This is a genomic window from Methanobrevibacter sp., from assembly GCF_045586545.1.
Classification (GTDB): Archaea; Methanobacteriota; Methanobacteria; order Methanobacteriales; family Methanobacteriaceae; genus Methanocatella.
Window position 1 is genome coordinate 1 of the sequence record NZ_JAZNAN010000123.1, and the last position, 17,538, is coordinate 17,538.

Below are 17,538 nucleotides of genomic sequence, written 5' to 3' on the forward strand. Positions count from 1 at the left end.
ATATTCTATATTTATTTATTACAAATAATTTAGGAGATTTGAAATTGATTATTATTGATGAAAATTTATGTAAAGGATGTCATCTTTGCTTATTCATGTGTTATAAGAATGTATATGCAATAACTTCCGAAATTAACAAAAAAGGAGTACAATTGCCTTATGTTAAGTTTGAAGAAAGATGTACTAAATGCGGTACTTGTGAAGTTGCATGTCCAGATCAAGCAATAACTGTTGATTTACCTGAAAACTGGTGGATGGAAGAAGATACTAACTTCAATCCTAAATTCACAAATTGGAAAAAGTAGGTGTAAAAATGGCTGAAGAATTTTTTATTCAAGGAAATGAAGCATGTGCTAAAGGAGCAATAGCTGCAGGTTGTAGATTCTTTGCAGGTTATCCAATTACTCCATCTACTGAAGTTGCAGAAACTTTAGCTCGTGAGTTACCAAAAGTTGGAGGTTCATTTGTTCAAATGGAAGATGAAATTGCTTCTGCTGGTGCTATTATTGGTGGTTCATGGGGAGGAGCTAAGTCAATGACAGCAACATCAGGTCCAGGTATTTCATTAATGCAGGAAAATATCGGTTATGCATTCATGAGCGAAACTCCAATCGTTATTGTCGATGTTCAAAGAGGTTCTCCTTCAACTGCTCAGCCAACCATGGCTTCACAATCAGATATGATGCAGGCACGTTGGGGATCACACGGGGACTATGAGCCTATTGCATTGTCTCCATCTAGTGTTCAGGAATTCTTTGATTTCACTATTAAGGCATTCAATTTAGCAGAAGAGTACAGATGTCCTGTATTTGTTATGGCTGATGAAGTTATAGGGCACATGAGAGAAAAAATCGTTGTTGATGAAGATAATATTGAAATTGTTGCTCGTAAAAGGCCTGAAAAAACTGACGAGTATCTACCGTTTGAAAATATTGAAAATGGAACAACTCCAATGCCGGCATTTGGTGACGGATTTAATATTCATGTAACCGGACTTACTCACGATGAAAGGGGTTATCCTGATACAAATACTCCTGAAACTCATCATAAATTAATTCAAAGAATTTGTGATAAAGTCTTAAATAATAGGGATAAGATTTGCTCTGTAAGAAGTGAAAACTGTGAAGATGCAGATATTGTAATAGTTTCATATGGAGCGCCGGTCAGGTCTGTTGTTGAAGCGGTCAATAAGACTGATAAAAAGGTAGGCTATGTTAAAATAGATACTCCATGGCCGTTCCCAGTAGAACAAATTAAAGAACTGACAGCAAATGCAAAAGATATTTTGGTTGTTGAAATGAATTTAGGTCAAATGTATTATGAAGTTGACCGTGTCGTCAAAGATAAGAATGTTCATTTGTTGGGTGTCATTGGAGGATTATTGCCAACCCCTGATGAGATATTAGAAAAAATTGATGAAATGGGAGGTAACTAAATGACTAAACAAAACAGATTTCTTCCATACATGAGAGAAGATAGATTACCTCATATTTTCTGCCCGGGCTGTGGAAATGGTGCAATTATAAATGCATTTTTGGCAGCTATGGAAAAGGCGGAAATGGATTTTGACAATATTGCAATGGTTTCTGGAATTGGTTGTTCTTCAAGAATTCCGGGTTATTTGAAATGCGATTCCCTGCACACTACTCATGGAAGAGCATTGAGTTTTGCAACTGGATTGAAAACAGCTAATAAAGACTTGGACGTTGTTGTTTTCACTGGTGATGGTGATGCCGCTTCCATTGGAGGCAATCATTTAATTCACGCAGCTAGAAGAAACATTAATCTAACTGTAATTTGTATCAATAATAATATTTACGGAATGACTGGTGGTCAAATAAGCCCTACATCTCCTAAAGGCAGTTTCGGAACAACAGCACCATATGGTAATCTAGATGCACCGTTTAATTTGGCAGAGCTTGTTGCAGCAGCAGGTGCAACCTATTCTGCAAGATGGACTACTGTTCAGATGGAAAACTTGGTATTGTCTATTAAAGACGGATTGAAAAATGATGGATTTTCATTTATTGAAGTTGCAACTCAATGTCCGACTTATTTTGGTCGTAAAAACAAACTTAAAACTCCTACTGCAATGGCAGCAGTCATGAAAGCGAATACAGTATTCAAATCTGCTGCGGATAGAATGAGGCCAAAAGAATTGGAAGGTAAAATTGTTGTTGGAGAGTTTGCAAACACTCAAAAGGATGAATTTACTAAAAACATTGATAAAATAAGTGTAGAAAAATTCGGTAAGAAAACTCTTATCAATTCTGCATTTGAAACAGAGTTATAGGTGGAAATATGAGAACTGAAATTAGAATTTGTGGATTCGGAGGTCAAGGAATAATTCTTGCAGGTATTATTTTAGGTAAATCTGCAAGTCTTTTTGACGGTAAAGAAGCAGTTCAAACTCAATCTTATGGTCCAGAGGCTCGTGGAGGAGCTTCAAAATGTGAAGTTGTCATCAGTGACACTAAAGTTGATTATCCGAAAGTTCAAAATCCGGATATTTTAGTTGCAATGTCTAATGAGGCTTTGATTAAGTATATTGTGGATTTGAAGGATAATGGAACTTTGATTGTTGATCCGGGCACAACTGATGTGGAAGATGTAAGAGAATTTATTGATGAGCATAACATTAAGGTTTATGAAGCTCCAGCAACAAAGACTGCTACAGATGAAATTGGTCTTAAAATTGTAGCAAATATTGTTATGGTTGGAGCTATTACAAAAATTACTGAAGTTATATCTAAAGAGGCAGCAATGAAAGCTATTGAGGCTAGCGTTCCTAAAGGAACCGAAGAGAAAAATATTGCTGCTTTTGAAGCGGGATATGCTTTAGCAGAATAGGTGTTAGAATGAGATTTTTTGAAAGTGTAGCAAAACAAATTTTTCATAAAGAAGGCATTCCAATTTTAGAAGGGCATGTTGCAAATTATCCTGAAGAGGCTATGGCTATTTCTTCAGAAATGAATGTTCCTGTTGTTGTTAAGGCACAAGTTTTAACCGGAGGCAGAGGTAAAGCAGGTGGTGTAAAATTTGCAGACAACCCTGGTGAAGCATTAAAAGTTGCTAGTGAAATTTTGGGAATGGAAATTAAAGGTGAAAAGGTAAACCATTTATTAATTGAAGAAAAAGCTGAGATTTTAAATGAATTCTTCGTAACTGTATCTGTAGATAGGGGTGCTAGAAGACCTGTAATTCTTGCAAGTAAAGAAGGTGGGGTCGAAATTGAAAACTTGGCAAAAACAAACCCTGAAAAAATTATTAAGTATTACCCAAATCCTTTGCTTGAATTCTTGCCATATGAAGCACGTGAAGTTGCTCGTAAAATGGAAGTTCCATCTGAGCTGATTTCACCTATGGGAGATATCATTTGGAAGTTGTACCATGTATTTGATAAATATGATGCAGATACTGCCGAAATTAACCCATTGGTTTTAACACCAGACGGATTAATTGCTGCTGATGCCAAATTGGTTGTTGAAAATGATTCATTGTACAGACATCAAGATTTAGTTGAAAGAATGAATTATAAGAAAAAAGCTGTTGATTTTGTCCAATTGGATGGGGATATTGCTGTAATCGGTAACGGTGCAGGTTTAACTTTAACTGCAATGGACATGATTAAACTCAATGGAGGAGAGCCTGCAACATTTTTAGATATTGGTGGTGGAGCTTCCGAACAGATCATTAATCAGGCTTTAAGCATTGTTTTAAACTATGATCCTGTTAAAGTAGTGTTCTTGAATGTTTTAGGTGGAATTACCAAAGCGGATGATGTTGCCCGTGGAGTAATCAAAGCATTAGAACAGGCTGACCGTAAAGTACACATTGTTATCAGATTGACAGGTACCAATGAAAAAGAAGGTCAAAGGCTTTTAGAAGAAGCAGGAATTCCATATGAAACTTCAATGGAAAAGGCCGCTAAAAAGGCTGTTGAGCTTTGCGAAGAGCTAAAAGCAGAAGGTAACTAGAATGAAATTTTTTGCTATTAATGGTTCTCCAAGACCAAATTGCAATACCGCACAACTCTTGGATAAAGCCTTGGATGGGGTTAGAGATGTTTATCCCGATGCGGAAGTTAGAAGGATTAATCTATATGATTTTCCGTTTCATGGTTGCAAGAGCTGTTTCGTATGTAAAATTAAAGATGGGAAACATTATGGCAAATGCGTTCAAAAAGATGATTTAAAACCTATTCTTGAAGAAATTGCTGAAGCTGACGGTATTATATTGGGCTCACCAATCTATTTCAGTGATGTAACTGGAAATATGAGATGCTTTCTAGAGCGATTCATGTTTCCATCTCTCGCTTACAGTAAAACAGAAACTGTTGACCATAAAAAAATGCCATTAGCTTATATTTACACTATGAATGCATCTGAAGAAGTTTCACATCAAATTGGATATCATGACCTTCACAACCACTTTGAAATGGGTTTAAGTATGGTATTTACCAAACCCGAACATTTATATGTTTATGAAACTTACCAATTTAAGGACTATTCAAAATATGTTTCAGATGCTTTCGATGAAAAGGAAAGAAGGGAAATTCGCAAAAACAGATTCCCTAAAGATTTAGAATCTGCATTTGAAATTGGTAAAAAAATAGCTATTCAAGCAGAACAACACGACTGATTTCAGATTCATTTACTATTTCTTTTCCACACTCATCACCTATTTTTTTTGCAAAACTTTTAACCTCATCAAATAACGGCATATTATCCAGTGTTAATCTTTCACGTGATGAGCCAACACACATATATGCTTTGACTTCTACGAAGTCAGGGTCTGCTTTTCTTATTAATTTTGCATATTCCTCAGGCTGTTCCATGTTTCTTCCACGAACACAGGTATTTCTTATACATGTACGGGAGTTAAAACTGGCAAGTGTTTCAAGTGATTCGTTTAAATTGCTCCAGGCATCATTTATTCTTGGCCTGCACACTTGATTAAATATTTTCTCGCAAGGTGCATCCAAGGAAAGGTATAGTTGGTAAGGATCGTTTTCCAGATTTCTCAATCGTTCAACACATTGGCCATTGCTTACTACAAATGTTGTAAAGTCACGGCTGTTGAACTCGCCTATCAGCTCGTCGATTTTAGGATAGAGTGTGGGTTCTCCAGCAAGCGAAATTGCTGCATTGTTCGGGCTTTTCAATTCCTCGAGCTTTTTCTTGTTTGCCTTGTCATTTCCATAATAACCGCATAATAAATTATTTTGTGCTTTTATAGCTTCATCGACTATTGTTTTTGGGTCATCGTACTCTTCATCTTCCCATTTTGTCTGTGTATAGGTCAAATCTCTCCAGCAGAATTCACATTCCTGCTGGCAGTTCGGAACTGCAGGAGACATCTGAAGGCATCTGTGGGATTCAATTCCATAAAACTTTTCTTTATAGCATACTCCCTTATCGACTATGCTTTGACGAGTCCAATGGCATGTCTTAACGGCGGCATGGCCATGTGTGCCGACAAATCTATATCCGCTTTTTTCTAATTTTTCAATTTGGCTTTCATTAAATGACATAAAATCAAACTTATTTTTAGTCGTGATAGTATATACATTTTTACAAGTCAAAAGCAATTCAATATGTATTGAACAATATTATATTTTATTCATTAAAACTATTTATATGTTTAATAATTATAGATTATCTTATGAGATTATGGAACAAAAATATAGAAAAATTATTTTTTATAAAATCGCAGAAAGTTGCATTTCCATCGCAGTTGTTTTATAAGACAAAGGATGGCAGATATGTGGCATATTGGCCGAAGGGATATCGTGGTAAAAAATCAACATTGCAGTCCCGAAATTCCCTGATTGGAAATTTCACTGAAGATTGGGTTTGTAATTTGGTTAATGCTTTGATTGATGATGACGAACTTTTCGTTGTAAAGCAAGCCAGAATCCCTTCACTTGGAATCACTTCAAGTTCCCCGGCTGATGTGGTAATTGCAACAGAAGATAAAAAAATTTTAAAGGCAAGTGAAGTAAAAGTAATATTTGAAGTAAAAATGTCTATTGTGTGGAATTGGCAGTATGATGAGGATTCCGGTGAAATCACTGAAATTGGAGATTTTAGAACCCATCAGGGAAAGCCGAGTTTCACACGTTCAGACTCTATTCTCAAAGCTATTGGTAAATGTATTGATATTAGAGTTTCAAATTTGAATTCATCAAAAATACCATTGATTGTTTTAGGAAATGCGCCTTTATCTAATGGTTTCTGTAAAAAGGCAGATTATTTAAAAAGTGCAGGTATTATTCAAGGATTCTGGTCTTTAAATCCATTTCCGCTAAATCATGGAAATACTAGAAAAACCACTCCAAAAGGGGGATTTCATAGGTTTGACAATACTGATGAGTTCAAGTCCCATCTTGATAATCTGTTCAACCATGATTTGAATTTTTTCTCAGGAATGGAGGATATAAATCAGTTAGGAAAATACATTGAAATAGCTAATGAGGAAGATTCCTATGAAGATAAAGGATTAAAATTTTTAAATCTTTTGAAGAGGTCATAATGGTTAGAAAAACTAAAACTGCTTCGTTTGGTTCGGTCGTTCGTGAATCCCATAGTTCAAAGAAGTTTTACAGTTCAAAATTATTCCAGGATTTTGAAATTCCTAGAAATATCGAATTTAGGGAAAATAAAATTGAAGAAAAGGATTTGAATAGATTATACTGCAAATCAAGTGAAAACATGGATGAGATTCCAGACAGCAGTATTCACTTGATGATAACATCTCCGCCTTATAATGTGGGAAAGGAATATGATGAAGACTTAACGCTGGAGGAGTATGCCGATTTGTTAACTTCCGTTTTTAGCCAAACCTATAATAAATTAGTCACTGGAGGTAGGGCCTGCGTTAACATAGCTAATATAGGAAGAAAACCATATATTCCACTTCACATGATTATAACCGAGATAATGTTGGGCATTGGTTTTTTAATGCGTGGTGAAATTATTTGGGATAAATCAGCTAGTGGAGGGGGATCCTGTGCCTGGGGAAGTTGGATGTCAGCATCCAATCCGGTTTTAAGGGATTATCATGAATATATTCTGGTTTTTTCCAAGGAATCCTACTCCAAAAATAAGGCTCAGGCGAAAAAGGACACAATTGAACATGATGATTTCATCGATTGGACAAAAAGCATATGGACATTTCCTGCCGTAAATGCCAAAAAGGTAGGTCATCCAGCGCCGTTTCCAGTCGAACTTCCTCATAGGCTAATCAACATGTACTCTTATGAAGGGGATGTAGTTTTGGACCCATTTTGCGGCAGTGGAACAACATGTCTTGCTGCAATTAAAAATAATAGATATTACATTGCCTATGATAATAAAGAGGAGTACATCGAATTAGCCAAGAAAAGGATTTCTAATCAAAAATTTATTTAATAATGTTTACCAAATAGTAATAATATAGAAGTTATTTTGGGGATTATTATGGACACACCAATTGTGATATTAAACTATAAGACATACTTGGAATCTAGTGGAATAAAGGCTTTGGAACTTGCACATGACTTGGAAAGTGCTGCTAGCGAATCTGGAATTACAATGGTTGCAGCTCCTCAAGCAGCAGACATTTACAGAATAAGTGAAGAAACTTCACTTCCTATTTTTGCTCAACACATTGACCCAATTGCTCCTGGAGGACATACCGGCTCTAATTTAATTGATACATTAATTGAAGCAGGAATTAGCGGTTCTTTAATTAACCATTCCGAGCAAAGGATGAAACTTGCAGATATTGATGAAGTCATAAAACAATGCAAAGCCAATAACATCGAATCATGTGTATGTACCAACAATATTGAAACTTCAAAAGCGGTTGCTGCACTTGACCCTGTTGCTGTTGCTGTGGAACCGCCGGAACTCATTGGTACTGGAATTCCAGTTTCCCAGGCACAGCCTGAAGTCGTTGAAGATTCAGTCAAAGGTGTTAAGGCCATTAACAAAAAAGTTAAGGTTTTATGTGGTGCCGGAATCACAACTGGTGATGATATGAAAGCAGCTATGGATTTGGGTGCAGATGGAGTATTGCTTGCATCTGGAATTATTAAGGCTGAAAGTCCAAAAGAAGCCTTACTGGACTTGGTAAGTAAATTATAGAGTGAGAAAATGGCTAAAGATTTTAATACAATTGATGATTTCGATGTTGAAGGCAAAACTGTGCTTGTAAGGGTTGACATTAACTCTCCAGTAGACCCGGGAACAGGAATTATTTTAGATGATACCAGATTAAAATTGCATGCTCAAACCATTAAAGAATTATCCACAAAAGGAGCAAAAGTTGTTCTTCTTGCTCATCAGAGTCGTCCAGGAAAAAACGATTTCACAACATTGTCCCAACATGCTGATGCATTGTCCGATCTTTTAAATTTAAGAGTAAAATATGTGGATTCTTTATTTTCAAGCGCTGCAATAAAAGCTATTGAAAATCTTGAAAATCATGATATTTTATTGCTTGAGAATGCACGTTTCTTTTCGGAAGAATCTCTTAAGAGGTCTCCAGAAGAACAATCAAAAACATTGCTTGTAAAAAATTTGTCCCCATTAATCGATTACTTTGTAAATGATGCATTTGCAGCGGCACATCGTTCTCAAGCATCATTAGTTGGTTTTACAGTTAACACTCCTTCTGCTGCAGGCAGAGTAATGGAAAAGGAATTAACAGTAATTCAGGATGCCTTAGATAATGTGGAACATCCATGTGTATTCTTGCTTGGTGGAATGAAACCAGAAGATTCTATTGAAGTTATGGAAAATGTTTTAAGTAATGGAACTGCCGATTCAATTTTAACAACAGGTATTGTTGGAAACATTGTTTTATGGGCATCTGGTGCAGATATTGGTCAAGTTAACCGTGATTTTATCGTAAGTAAAGGCTATGAAGACATGGTTGAAAGATCAAAAGAATTAATCGAAAGATTTGGCGATAAAGTTAAATATCCTATCGATGCAGCTTGTGAAATCGATGGGGAAAGAGTCGATGTTGATGTTGGAGAAATTCCAAATGAAGCTATTTTTGACATTGGTGTAAAAACAATTGATTTTTATGCAAAAGAAATAAGAGACGCCAAATACATATTTGCTAATGGTCCTGCAGGTGTATTTGAAGATCCTAAATTTTCAATGGGTACTGAAGACTTAATTAATGCTATGGCAACCTCTGAAGGTTTCACATTAATTGGTGGAGGACACATTGCAGCCGCTACTGCCGGTCTTGGTTTGGAAGACCAAATGAGCCACTTAAGCAGTGGTGGTGGAGCTTGCATTAGCATGCTTGCCGGTAAAAAATTGGCTGCGGTAGAAGCTTTAAAGAATAGTAAAAAATAAAATTAGCTATTAAATATTTTTAATAGCTCTTCAGATGATTTTTTAGGATCATCTGAACTCATAATTGCACTTACTACAGATAATCCTGCAATTCCTGTATCAATCAATTCGGAAGCATTGTCATGATTGATGCCTCCAATTGCCACAACAGGAATGTCAATCGAATCCACAACTTCTTTTAAATCTTTTTTTGTTATTTTTGGCGCATCATCTTTGGTCGCTGTTGGAAATACTGCTCCAGCTCCAATATAATCCGCACCATCCTTTTGAGCCTTTTGAGCTTCTTCAATAGTCGCTGCGGAGACTCCTAAAATTTTGTCTTCACCAATCAATCTTCTTGTAACGTCACAGGGTATATCTGATTGGCCAACGTGAACGCCATCAGCATCAATCGCCAGTGCAACATCCACTCTATCGTTAATGATTAAAGGCACATTATATTTTGTTGTTATCTCTTTAACTTTTAGGGCTAAATTATAAAAATCCAGTGTTTCAGCTGTTTTTTCCCTAATTTGAACAACTGTTACTCCGCCTTTAATTGCTTCTTCAATTGTATTTAAGAATTTTTCCACATCATCACTTTTATCAGTGACGAGGTAAAGTGATAAATCTATATTTTTCATAGTATCCTGATATTTGATTCATTCATTAAACTTTCAGCATTAGTTTTGTAAAGATAATCTATTAAATATGTTCTAAATGATCCGGTTCCTTCATCTTTCTCATCAACTTTTGCTCTTGCTTTTTCACCTGCGATGTTCATTGCCAAAATTGCTACAAGACTTCCTTCCAGCGGTGTTGAACCTCCAATGCAACTTCCGACAATAGAGGATAACATGCATCCGCTACCTGTTATCAGAGGCATCATATCGTCGCCGTTGTCGATTGCAATTGTGGTTTTTCCATCAGTTAAAATGTCAATAGGGCCACTGGCCAATATTACTGTATCCAATTTAGATGCAAGTTCTTTAATTAAATCTCCATTTGCTTTTAAGTTGTTTTCGGTGATGATATCATCAACATTAACATCAACACCTTTTGCAGTGTTACTTTCATCTAAAACGCCAACAAGTTTTGCAATAGCTTTTATTTCACTAATATTGCCTCGTATTGCAGTTATGTCATAATTTTCAATTAAATCTAGTGTGGTTTGGTTTCTAAGTTCTGTTACTCCAACTCCTACGGGGTCTAAAATAATTGGAGTGTTAGTTTCATTTGCTTTTTTGGAGCTTATTTTCATTGATTTAATTTGAAATTTGCTTAATTTTCCAATATTTATTACTAAAACATCAGCAATTGCAACGACTTCTTCTAATTCTTCAGCATCTTCTGCCATAAATGGTGACCCGCCAATTGCAAGAACGGCATTTGCACAGTCGTTGATTGTTACAGAATTTGTAATGCAATGTGTCAATGCATTTTTTTCTCTTATATTTTTTAAAGTTTGATCAATGTTTTTCAATAATTCTTCTTTATTTGTCATGATTATTAATTATAAATTTTATGATATTTATAATTATTTTTAAAATTTCACTTTTTATAGTAAAGTATTTAAATGATACATAATATATTTTATATTGTTCTACAATATTGCCTCGGTGGCTCAGTCTGGTAGAGCGCGAGACTTGTAATCTCGTGGTCGCGGGTTCAATTCCCGTCCGGGGCTTTAATATTATTATAATTTCATGTTTTTTTCATGATTTTTTAAAAATACCATAAGATTTATATACTACATGATAAATATTATTATTAGTATGTTATCTACATGCATTTTTGTGTGTGGGTCCGTAGGGTAGCTTGGTCGATCCTTTGGGCTTTGGGAGCCTGAGACTCCGGTTCAAATCCGGGCGGACCCATCTATCCCGCCTTAGCTCAATTTGGCAGAGCGTTGGACTGTAGATCCAAATGTTGCTGGTTCAAGTCCGGCAGGCGGGATTTCGAATTTATTTATTTGAAACTTATAGAAATTTTTTGGAAATGATATGATTTTCCGAAACATTTATATATGATTATAATTAAAGTATTTGATAGTGTATATTTGTTTAAGTGTTCCTTGCCCTGGTGGTGTAGGGGCTATCATGTGGGCCTGTCGAGCCCGCGACTCGGGTTCAAATCCCGGCCAGGGCGCTTCAAATTACTTAAATATTATATGTCTCATAGGCCTGTAGCTCAGTCTGGCAGAGCGCTTGGCTTTTAACCAAGCGGCCGCGGGTTCAATTCCCGTCAGGCCTGTTTCTAATTTTATATTTTAACTTTTCTATTTGGAGGAAAAAATTTGAAAATTGATATTCAAGACCATATGCTTGTACCAAAGCATGAAATCATGACTGATGAAGAAATTTCAGATGAATTTAGTAATGTTGATTATGAAATTAAAGATCTTCCTAAGATAAGGGCTAATGATCCTGTTGTCAAAGCAATAGGTGCTGAGCCAGGTAATGTTTTAAGAATCACTCGTGAAAGTCAAACTGCGGGTGTTTTTGTGACTTATAGAATTGTAGAAGATTAAATATCCAAGTTAATATAAATTTAGAGTAGTGAAATTTAATTATATAATTTCTGTGTTTTTTTGTTTTTTAGAAATTCATTATAATAAATTTGAACTTAGTTTGAGAGGAATTATCTTAAAGGAGATAGTTAGGAGTAAATTAAGAATAATGATTAAATGAATTAGTTATTAGGTTTTATCCTATTTTATTATTTATTGTTATTTTTATTGCGTACGTAATTGGAGGATGTCCATGACAGAGAATAACTGGAAATTAGTTGATGCATTTTTTGATAAATATGATTTAGTGGATCACCATATTAAATCATACAATGATTTTGTAAATAATAGGATTCAAAATATCATTGATATTACTGAACCTATTACTTTAGATGATGGTAAATACACTTTAAAGACTGGTAAAGTCCGTATTGAAAAACCATCAAACAAAGAAGCAGATGGTTCTAGTAGTGAAATTGATCCAACTGAAGCTAGACTTAGAAACTTAAATTATTCTGCGGACATGTACCTTGAAATGGCATTAAATGAAGAAGGAGAAGATAATCCTTTAGAAGAAGTATATATTGGTGAATTACCGGTAATGCTCAAATCCGACATATGCCACCTCAATGGTTTAAGTCCTAAGGAATTAATTGAAAAACATGAAGATCCTCAAGATTTAGGAGGTTATTTCATTGTAAACGGTTCTGAAAGAGCTGTTGTTACTATGGAAGAAATTGCTCCAAACAAAATTATTCTTGAGCGTATTGATAATATTGAAGATAGACATGCTAAAGCAGTTGTTACTTCAATTAAAAGTGGTTTCAGAGCTAGAATCACATTAGAATATAAAAAACCACGTAAAAATGGTGTATTTTTAAGAATTTCTTTCCCTTACCTTCCAGGAGAAATTCCATTAGTTATTTTATTAAGAGCTCTTGGTTTATGTACAGATGAAGAAATCATTACTGCAATTTCAGACGACAATAACTTCCAAATGATGATTGCAGACGATTTACAGGTTTCATCTGAATCATTAAAATTAGACCAAAAAGAAATGGATGGAATGACCTTTGACGAAAGAAGGGAATACATGCAATTAGCTGCTATTAAATACATTGGTAATAGGGTAGCTAAAAACATGCCTAAAGATTATCGTATTAAACGTGCTCATGATGTCGTTAACCGTTATTTATTACCACACATGGGTACTGATGAAGACAGATGTTATGATAAAGCTATTTACTTAGCTGAAATGACTGAAATGTTATTAGAGGTTATTGAAGGTAAAAGAGAACCTCACGATAAGGACCACTATACAAATAAAAGACTCAGAGTTTCTGGAGATTTAATGGAAGATTTGTTCAGAGTAGCTTTCACTAATTTAACTAGAGATATGAGCTATCAACTTGAAAGAAGTCTTTCTCGTGGTAAAGAACTTTCCATTAAACAAGCTGTTCGTAGTGATGTTTTAACCGAAAACATTAAACATGCTATTGCAACAGGTAACTGGGTTGGTGGAAGAGCTGGTGTAAGCCAATTATTAGATAGGACTAGTTACATGGGAACTCTTTCTCACTTAAGACGTGTTGTATCTCCATTGACTAGAAGTCAACCTCACTTTGAAGCAAGAGATTTGCACCCAACTCAATTTGGTAAAATATGTCCAAACGAAACCCCTGAGGGACCTAACTGTGGTTTGGTAAAGAACTTAGCTTTATTGTGTAATATTTCTGAAGGTTCTGATGAACAAGAGATTATTGATGTAATTGAACAAATGGATGTTGAGTTGATTTAAGGAGGTGAAAGGTTGGCTAAAAAGATTAATGCAAAAATAAAAAGAGCTTATCATTATTTTAATGTTGATGAAGTAGTTCCTTTTGAAGATGTTGAATCTAATATTAATGTATTAAAGGAAGCTGCTGGTGATAATGAAGAGTTAATTAAAAAAGTCAATGATTTTGAAACAAGAATTATTGAATATACAGACTCTTTTGATGATAAAGATGAGATATATCAAAGTTTCACTAAAGATGAACCTAGACCAAGTTGGGATTCCTATACAGATGACTTCCCTGAAATCAATTTAGATGAATTAGTTGAAGATGATGAAGGTGACCTTGAAGTAGCTGGCGATGATGTTTCTGATGAAATCGATGTCGTTGATGATGAAGGTGACCTTGAAGCGGTTGAAGAGGAAGACCTTGATGTTATTGATGATGAAGACGGCCTTGATGTTGTTGAACAAGAAGCTCCTGCTCCACAATCACGCCACATAGATTATCCTAAAGACCACACTAAAATTTATCTTAATGGGGAACTTAAAGGATACTGTGCTGATCCGGTTAACTTCACTCAAGAAATGAGAGAAAAAAGAAGAAACGGCGAAGTATCTCATGAAATGAATATTACTTATTATGAAGATAATAATGAAATTTACATTTTTAATGACCCTGGTAGGGCAAGAAGACCTTTGATTATTGTAAAAGAAGGAGAACCTCTTTTAAAAGAAGAACATTTAAACAAAGTAGCTAACGGCAAATTAAGATGGGATGATTTAATCAATAATGGCCTTATTGAATATTTGGATGCTGAAGAAGAAGAAAACTCATACATTGCAATGTCTTTAGCAGAAATCAATGAAGACCACACTCACTTAGAAATCGACCCTGCTACAATGCTTGGTATCTGCGCAGGAATTATTCCATTCTCTGACCACAACTCCTCTCCAAGGAACACAATGGAAGCGGGTATGACAAAACAGGCTTTAGGTTTATATGTTTCCAATTACGCATTACGTACCGATACAAGGGCTCACTTGTTGCACCACCCTCAAACCCCTATTGTTAAAACACGTATTATCGATTCAACCAATTATGATTTAAGACCATCCGGTCAAAACTTTGTTGTGGCTTTAATGTCCTATGAAGGATATAACATGGAAGACGCAATGGTTATTAACAAAGGGGCTTTAGAAAGAGGATTAGCAAGATCATCTTTCTTCAGAGCTTACGATACCTCTGAGAAAAGGTATGCTGGTGGTCAAGTAGACAGATTTGAAGTGCCTGACAAGAACATTAAAGGTTACAGATCCGAAGAAGCTTACAGAAACTTGGATGATGATGGTGTTGTAAACCCAGAATCTGTTGTAGAGTCTGGGGATGTATTGATTGGTAAAACTTCACCGCCAAGATTCCTAGAAGAAGACTTCGGAACTGTTGCCGACAGAAGAAGAGAAACTTCTGTTACTGTAAGACATGGTGAAAAAGGTATTGTTGATGCAGTTCTTTTATCAGAAACCGTTGAAGGTTCAAGATTAGCTAAAATCAGAGTAAGAGATACAAGACAACCTGAATTTGGTGATAAATTCGCATCAAGACACGGTCAGAAAGGGGTTGTCGGTTTAATTTTATCTCCTGAAGATATTCCATTTACAGAATTTGGTGTTGTGCCTGATTTGATAGTCAATCCTCACGCGATTCCATCCAGGATGTCTATCGGTCAAGTGCTTGAGATGGTTGCCGGTAAGGCAGGTTGTCTAGAAGGTAAACGTATTGATGCAACTCCATTCAACCAGACACTTGAAGATGAAATCAAAGAAGAATTGATTAACAATGGATTTGAATCTGCAGGATGTGAATCTTTATACAGCGGTGTAACTGGTGAAAGACTCGATGCAGAAATTTTCATTGGTGTTGCTTATTATCAAAAATTACACCACATGACAACTGATAAAGTTTATGCTCGTTCAAGAGGTCCTGTACAAGTGCTTACTCGTCAGCCTACTGAAGGTAGAGCACGTGAAGGTGGTTTAAGGTTTGGAGAAATGGAAAGAGATTGTCTCATTGCACACGGTGCAGCTTTAACCTTAAAAGAAAGACTTCTTGATGAGTCTGACAAGTATGAAGCAATTGTTTGTGAAAATTGTGGTATGTTAGCTGTATATGATAAACATAAAAATAAGAAATACTGTCCAATCTGTGGAGATGTAGAAACTTATCCGGTAGAAATATCATATGCATTCAAATTATTATTAGATGAACTTAAGAGTTTATGTATTTTCCCTAAATTAGTTTTAGGAGACAAAGCATAATTACAGTTATGAAGGAGCCAATACATTGAAAGGATTTATTAAAAAAATTGAGCAAATAAACTTTGGACTAATGTCTCCTGAGGATATTCGTGCAATGTCTGTTGTGACTGTTGAAACTCCAGATACTTACGAGGATGATGGTTTCCCTATTGAAAAAGGTTTAATGGATCCTCGTTTAGGAGTTATTGACCCTAGTTTAGTTTGTAGAACTTGTGGTTTTAGAGGCGGGGACTGTCAAGGACACTTCGGTAGTATCGAACTCGCAAGACCAGTTATTCACATAGGTTTTGGTGATGTTATTCACAAGATTTTACGTTCTACATGTAATGAATGTGGTCGTGTTCTTTTAAATGATGATCAAATTGAGGATTTCACTGATAGAATCCGCGAAGCAATGGACAATAAGGAAAGTCTCAATGCAATTTTAAAGGAAGTTTATAAAGTTGCTAAAAGGGAATTGAAAGCATTGCCTGAAGACCCTGATGAGGAAATCGACATGAAATATTGTTGCCCTCATTGTGGTGCGCCTCAGGAAGCTATCAGTTTAGACAAGCCTGTAACTATTCGTCAAGGGGATTATAAATTAACCGCTTCTGAAGTAAGAGAAAGACTTGAAAGAATCACTGATGAAGATTCATTTGTTTTAGGAGTTAATCCTGAAGTTGCAAGGCCTGAATGGTTAGTTTTAACAGTATTACCTGTCCCTCCTGTAACTGTAAGACCATCCATTACATTGGATACCGGTGAGAGATCAGAGGATGACTTGACTCACAAACTTGTAGATATTTTAAGAATTAATCAAAGATTACTTGAGAATATGGAAGCTGGTGCTCCTCAATTAATCGTTGAAGACTTATGGGAACTATTACAATATCACGTTACAACTTACTTTGATAACGAAGCTAGTGGTGTTCCACCTGCAAGACACAGGTCCGGAAGACCGCTCAAGACATTAACCCAAAGGTTAAAAGGAAAAGAAGGAAGATTCAGATCCAACCTTTCCGGTAAAAGGGTTAACTTCTCCGCTCGTACTGTAATCTCTCCAGACCCTAACATCAGTATTAATGAGGTCGGAGTTCCTGAAATGATTGCTAAGGAGGTAACCGTGCCTGTTTATGTGAATGAATGGAACATTGAAGAAATGAAGCAATATGTTAAAAATGGTCCTGAAGTTCACCCTGGTGCCAACTACGTAATCAGAACCGATGGAAGAAAAATCAGGGTACGTGGTGAAGAAACTAAAGAGTTAATCTTAGAACAACTGGAACCAGGTTTCATCATTGAAAGACACCTGAAAGATGGAGACATGGTTTTATTCAATCGTCAACCTTCTCTTCACAGAATGAGTATGATGGCACACGAAGTAAGAGTTTTACCTTACAAAACTTTCAGATTAAACTTATGTGTATGTCCGCCATACAATGCAGATTTCGACGGAGACGAAATGAATATGCACGTATTCCAAACTGATGAGTCTCGTGCTGAGGCTAAATCATTGATGCGTGTACAAGAACACATTTTATCTCCAAGGTTTGGTGGACCTATTATCGGTGCAATTCACGACCACATTTCTGGAGCATACCTTTTAACTAGAGATGGTG

At 35.8% G+C, this 17,538-nt stretch carries 17 protein-coding genes and 5 tRNA genes; 19 read left to right on the forward strand and 3 right to left on the reverse strand.

Features of this window, described 5'->3' with window-relative positions; all coding sequences use genetic code 11:
* Positions 1-44: 44 nt before the first annotated feature.
* Genes ACKI3D_RS09160 through ACKI3D_RS09185 form a run of 6 tightly spaced genes read left to right on the forward strand, consistent with a single transcriptional unit; the run spans position 45 to position 4,641 of the window.
* The gene (locus ACKI3D_RS09160; RefSeq protein WP_407393940.1) at positions 45-305 is read left to right on the forward strand and encodes a ferredoxin family protein; all 261 of its coding nucleotides are present in this window, start codon (positions 45-47) and stop codon (positions 303-305) included.
* An 8-nt stretch (positions 306-313) separates the two neighbouring features.
* The gene (locus ACKI3D_RS09165) at positions 314-1,435 is read left to right on the forward strand and encodes a 2-oxoacid:acceptor oxidoreductase subunit alpha (RefSeq protein WP_407393916.1); all 1,122 of its coding nucleotides are present in this window, start codon (positions 314-316) and stop codon (positions 1,433-1,435) included.
* Positions 1,436-2,293 carry a 2-oxoacid:ferredoxin oxidoreductase subunit beta gene (locus tag ACKI3D_RS09170; protein ID WP_407393918.1) on the forward strand — a complete coding sequence of 286 codons (858 nt, stop codon included), beginning with the start codon at positions 1,436-1,438 and terminating at the stop codon, positions 2,291-2,293.
* 8 nt (positions 2,294-2,301) lie between these two features.
* Complete coding sequence (locus tag ACKI3D_RS09175) at positions 2,302-2,850, forward strand: 2-oxoacid:ferredoxin oxidoreductase subunit gamma (RefSeq protein ID WP_407393919.1); 549 nt, start codon at positions 2,302-2,304, stop codon at positions 2,848-2,850.
* 8 nt (positions 2,851-2,858) lie between these two features.
* A complete protein-coding gene (sucC, locus tag ACKI3D_RS09180) occupies positions 2,859-3,977 on the forward strand; it encodes an ADP-forming succinate--CoA ligase subunit beta (RefSeq protein WP_407393920.1) in 1,119 nt (372 codons plus the stop codon).
* 1 nt (position 3,978) lies between these two features.
* Complete coding sequence (locus ACKI3D_RS09185; RefSeq protein ID WP_407393921.1) at positions 3,979-4,641, forward strand: flavodoxin family protein; 663 nt, start codon at positions 3,979-3,981, stop codon at positions 4,639-4,641.
* Here ACKI3D_RS09185 and twy1 read toward each other — a convergent pair.
* Positions 4,616-5,533, reverse strand: coding sequence for a 4-demethylwyosine synthase TYW1 (gene twy1, locus ACKI3D_RS09190; RefSeq protein ID WP_407393923.1), 918 nt, complete (start codon positions 5,531-5,533; stop codon positions 4,616-4,618). The genes ACKI3D_RS09185 and twy1 overlap by 26 nt on opposite strands.
* 203 nt (positions 5,534-5,736) lie before the next feature.
* Here twy1 and ACKI3D_RS09195 point away from each other — a divergent pair, with 203 nt between their 5' ends.
* Genes ACKI3D_RS09195 through ACKI3D_RS09210 form a run of 4 tightly spaced genes read left to right on the forward strand, consistent with a single transcriptional unit; the run spans position 5,737 to position 9,356 of the window.
* Complete coding sequence (locus ACKI3D_RS09195) at positions 5,737-6,534, forward strand: hypothetical protein (RefSeq protein WP_407393924.1); 798 nt, start codon at positions 5,737-5,739, stop codon at positions 6,532-6,534.
* On the forward strand, positions 6,534-7,412 hold the full coding sequence (locus ACKI3D_RS09200) for a DNA-methyltransferase (protein WP_407393926.1): 879 nt from the start codon (positions 6,534-6,536) through the stop codon (positions 7,410-7,412). Before ACKI3D_RS09195 ends, ACKI3D_RS09200 begins: the two co-directional genes overlap by 1 nt.
* Before the next feature lie 48 nt (positions 7,413-7,460).
* The gene (gene tpiA, locus ACKI3D_RS09205) at positions 7,461-8,129 is read left to right on the forward strand and encodes a triose-phosphate isomerase (protein ID WP_407393928.1); all 669 of its coding nucleotides are present in this window, start codon (positions 7,461-7,463) and stop codon (positions 8,127-8,129) included.
* 9 nt (positions 8,130-8,138) lie between these two features.
* Complete coding sequence (locus ACKI3D_RS09210) at positions 8,139-9,356, forward strand: phosphoglycerate kinase (protein ID WP_407393930.1); 1,218 nt, start codon at positions 8,139-8,141, stop codon at positions 9,354-9,356.
* A 2-nt stretch (positions 9,357-9,358) separates the two neighbouring features.
* Here the strand turns inward: ACKI3D_RS09210 and thiE are convergent, their stop codons facing one another.
* Entirely contained in the window at positions 9,359-9,979 is a 621-nt protein-coding gene (thiE, locus tag ACKI3D_RS09215) for a thiamine phosphate synthase (protein ID WP_407393932.1), read from the reverse strand.
* Positions 9,976-10,839, reverse strand: a complete 864-nt coding sequence (thiM, locus tag ACKI3D_RS09220) for a hydroxyethylthiazole kinase (RefSeq protein ID WP_407393934.1) — start codon at positions 10,837-10,839, stop codon at positions 9,976-9,978. Before thiM ends, thiE begins: the two co-directional genes overlap by 4 nt.
* A 109-nt stretch (positions 10,840-10,948) precedes the next feature.
* On the opposite strand from thiM, the gene ACKI3D_RS09225 reads away from it, so the two are divergent.
* The 9 genes from ACKI3D_RS09225 to ACKI3D_RS09265 all read left to right on the forward strand — a co-directional run.
* Positions 10,949-11,022: transfer RNA gene (locus ACKI3D_RS09225), tRNA-Thr, on the forward strand.
* 115 nt (positions 11,023-11,137) lie between these two features.
* Positions 11,138-11,212 (forward strand) — tRNA-Pro (locus tag ACKI3D_RS09230).
* Between the two features lie 5 nt (positions 11,213-11,217).
* A tRNA-Tyr gene (locus ACKI3D_RS09235) sits at positions 11,218-11,291 on the forward strand.
* Between the two features lie 120 nt (positions 11,292-11,411).
* Positions 11,412-11,483: transfer RNA gene (locus ACKI3D_RS09240), tRNA-Asp, on the forward strand.
* Between the two features lie 31 nt (positions 11,484-11,514).
* Positions 11,515-11,588 (forward strand) — tRNA-Lys (locus ACKI3D_RS09245).
* 43 nt (positions 11,589-11,631) lie between these two features.
* Entirely contained in the window at positions 11,632-11,865 is a 234-nt protein-coding gene (locus ACKI3D_RS09250; RefSeq protein WP_407393936.1) for a DNA-directed RNA polymerase subunit H, read from the forward strand.
* Positions 11,866-12,097: 232 nt separating this feature from the next.
* Complete coding sequence (locus ACKI3D_RS09255) at positions 12,098-13,642, forward strand: DNA-directed RNA polymerase subunit B'' (RefSeq protein ID WP_407393937.1); 1,545 nt, start codon at positions 12,098-12,100, stop codon at positions 13,640-13,642.
* A gap of 477 nt (positions 13,643-14,119) precedes the next feature.
* Positions 14,120-15,937 carry a DNA-directed RNA polymerase subunit B gene (gene rpoB / locus ACKI3D_RS09260; protein WP_407393942.1) on the forward strand — a complete coding sequence of 606 codons (1,818 nt, stop codon included), beginning with the start codon at positions 14,120-14,122 and terminating at the stop codon, positions 15,935-15,937.
* A 25-nt stretch (positions 15,938-15,962) separates the two neighbouring features.
* The coding region (locus ACKI3D_RS09265; protein ID WP_407393939.1) for a DNA-directed RNA polymerase subunit A' at positions 15,963-17,538 on the forward strand (1,576 nt) is incomplete at its 3' end.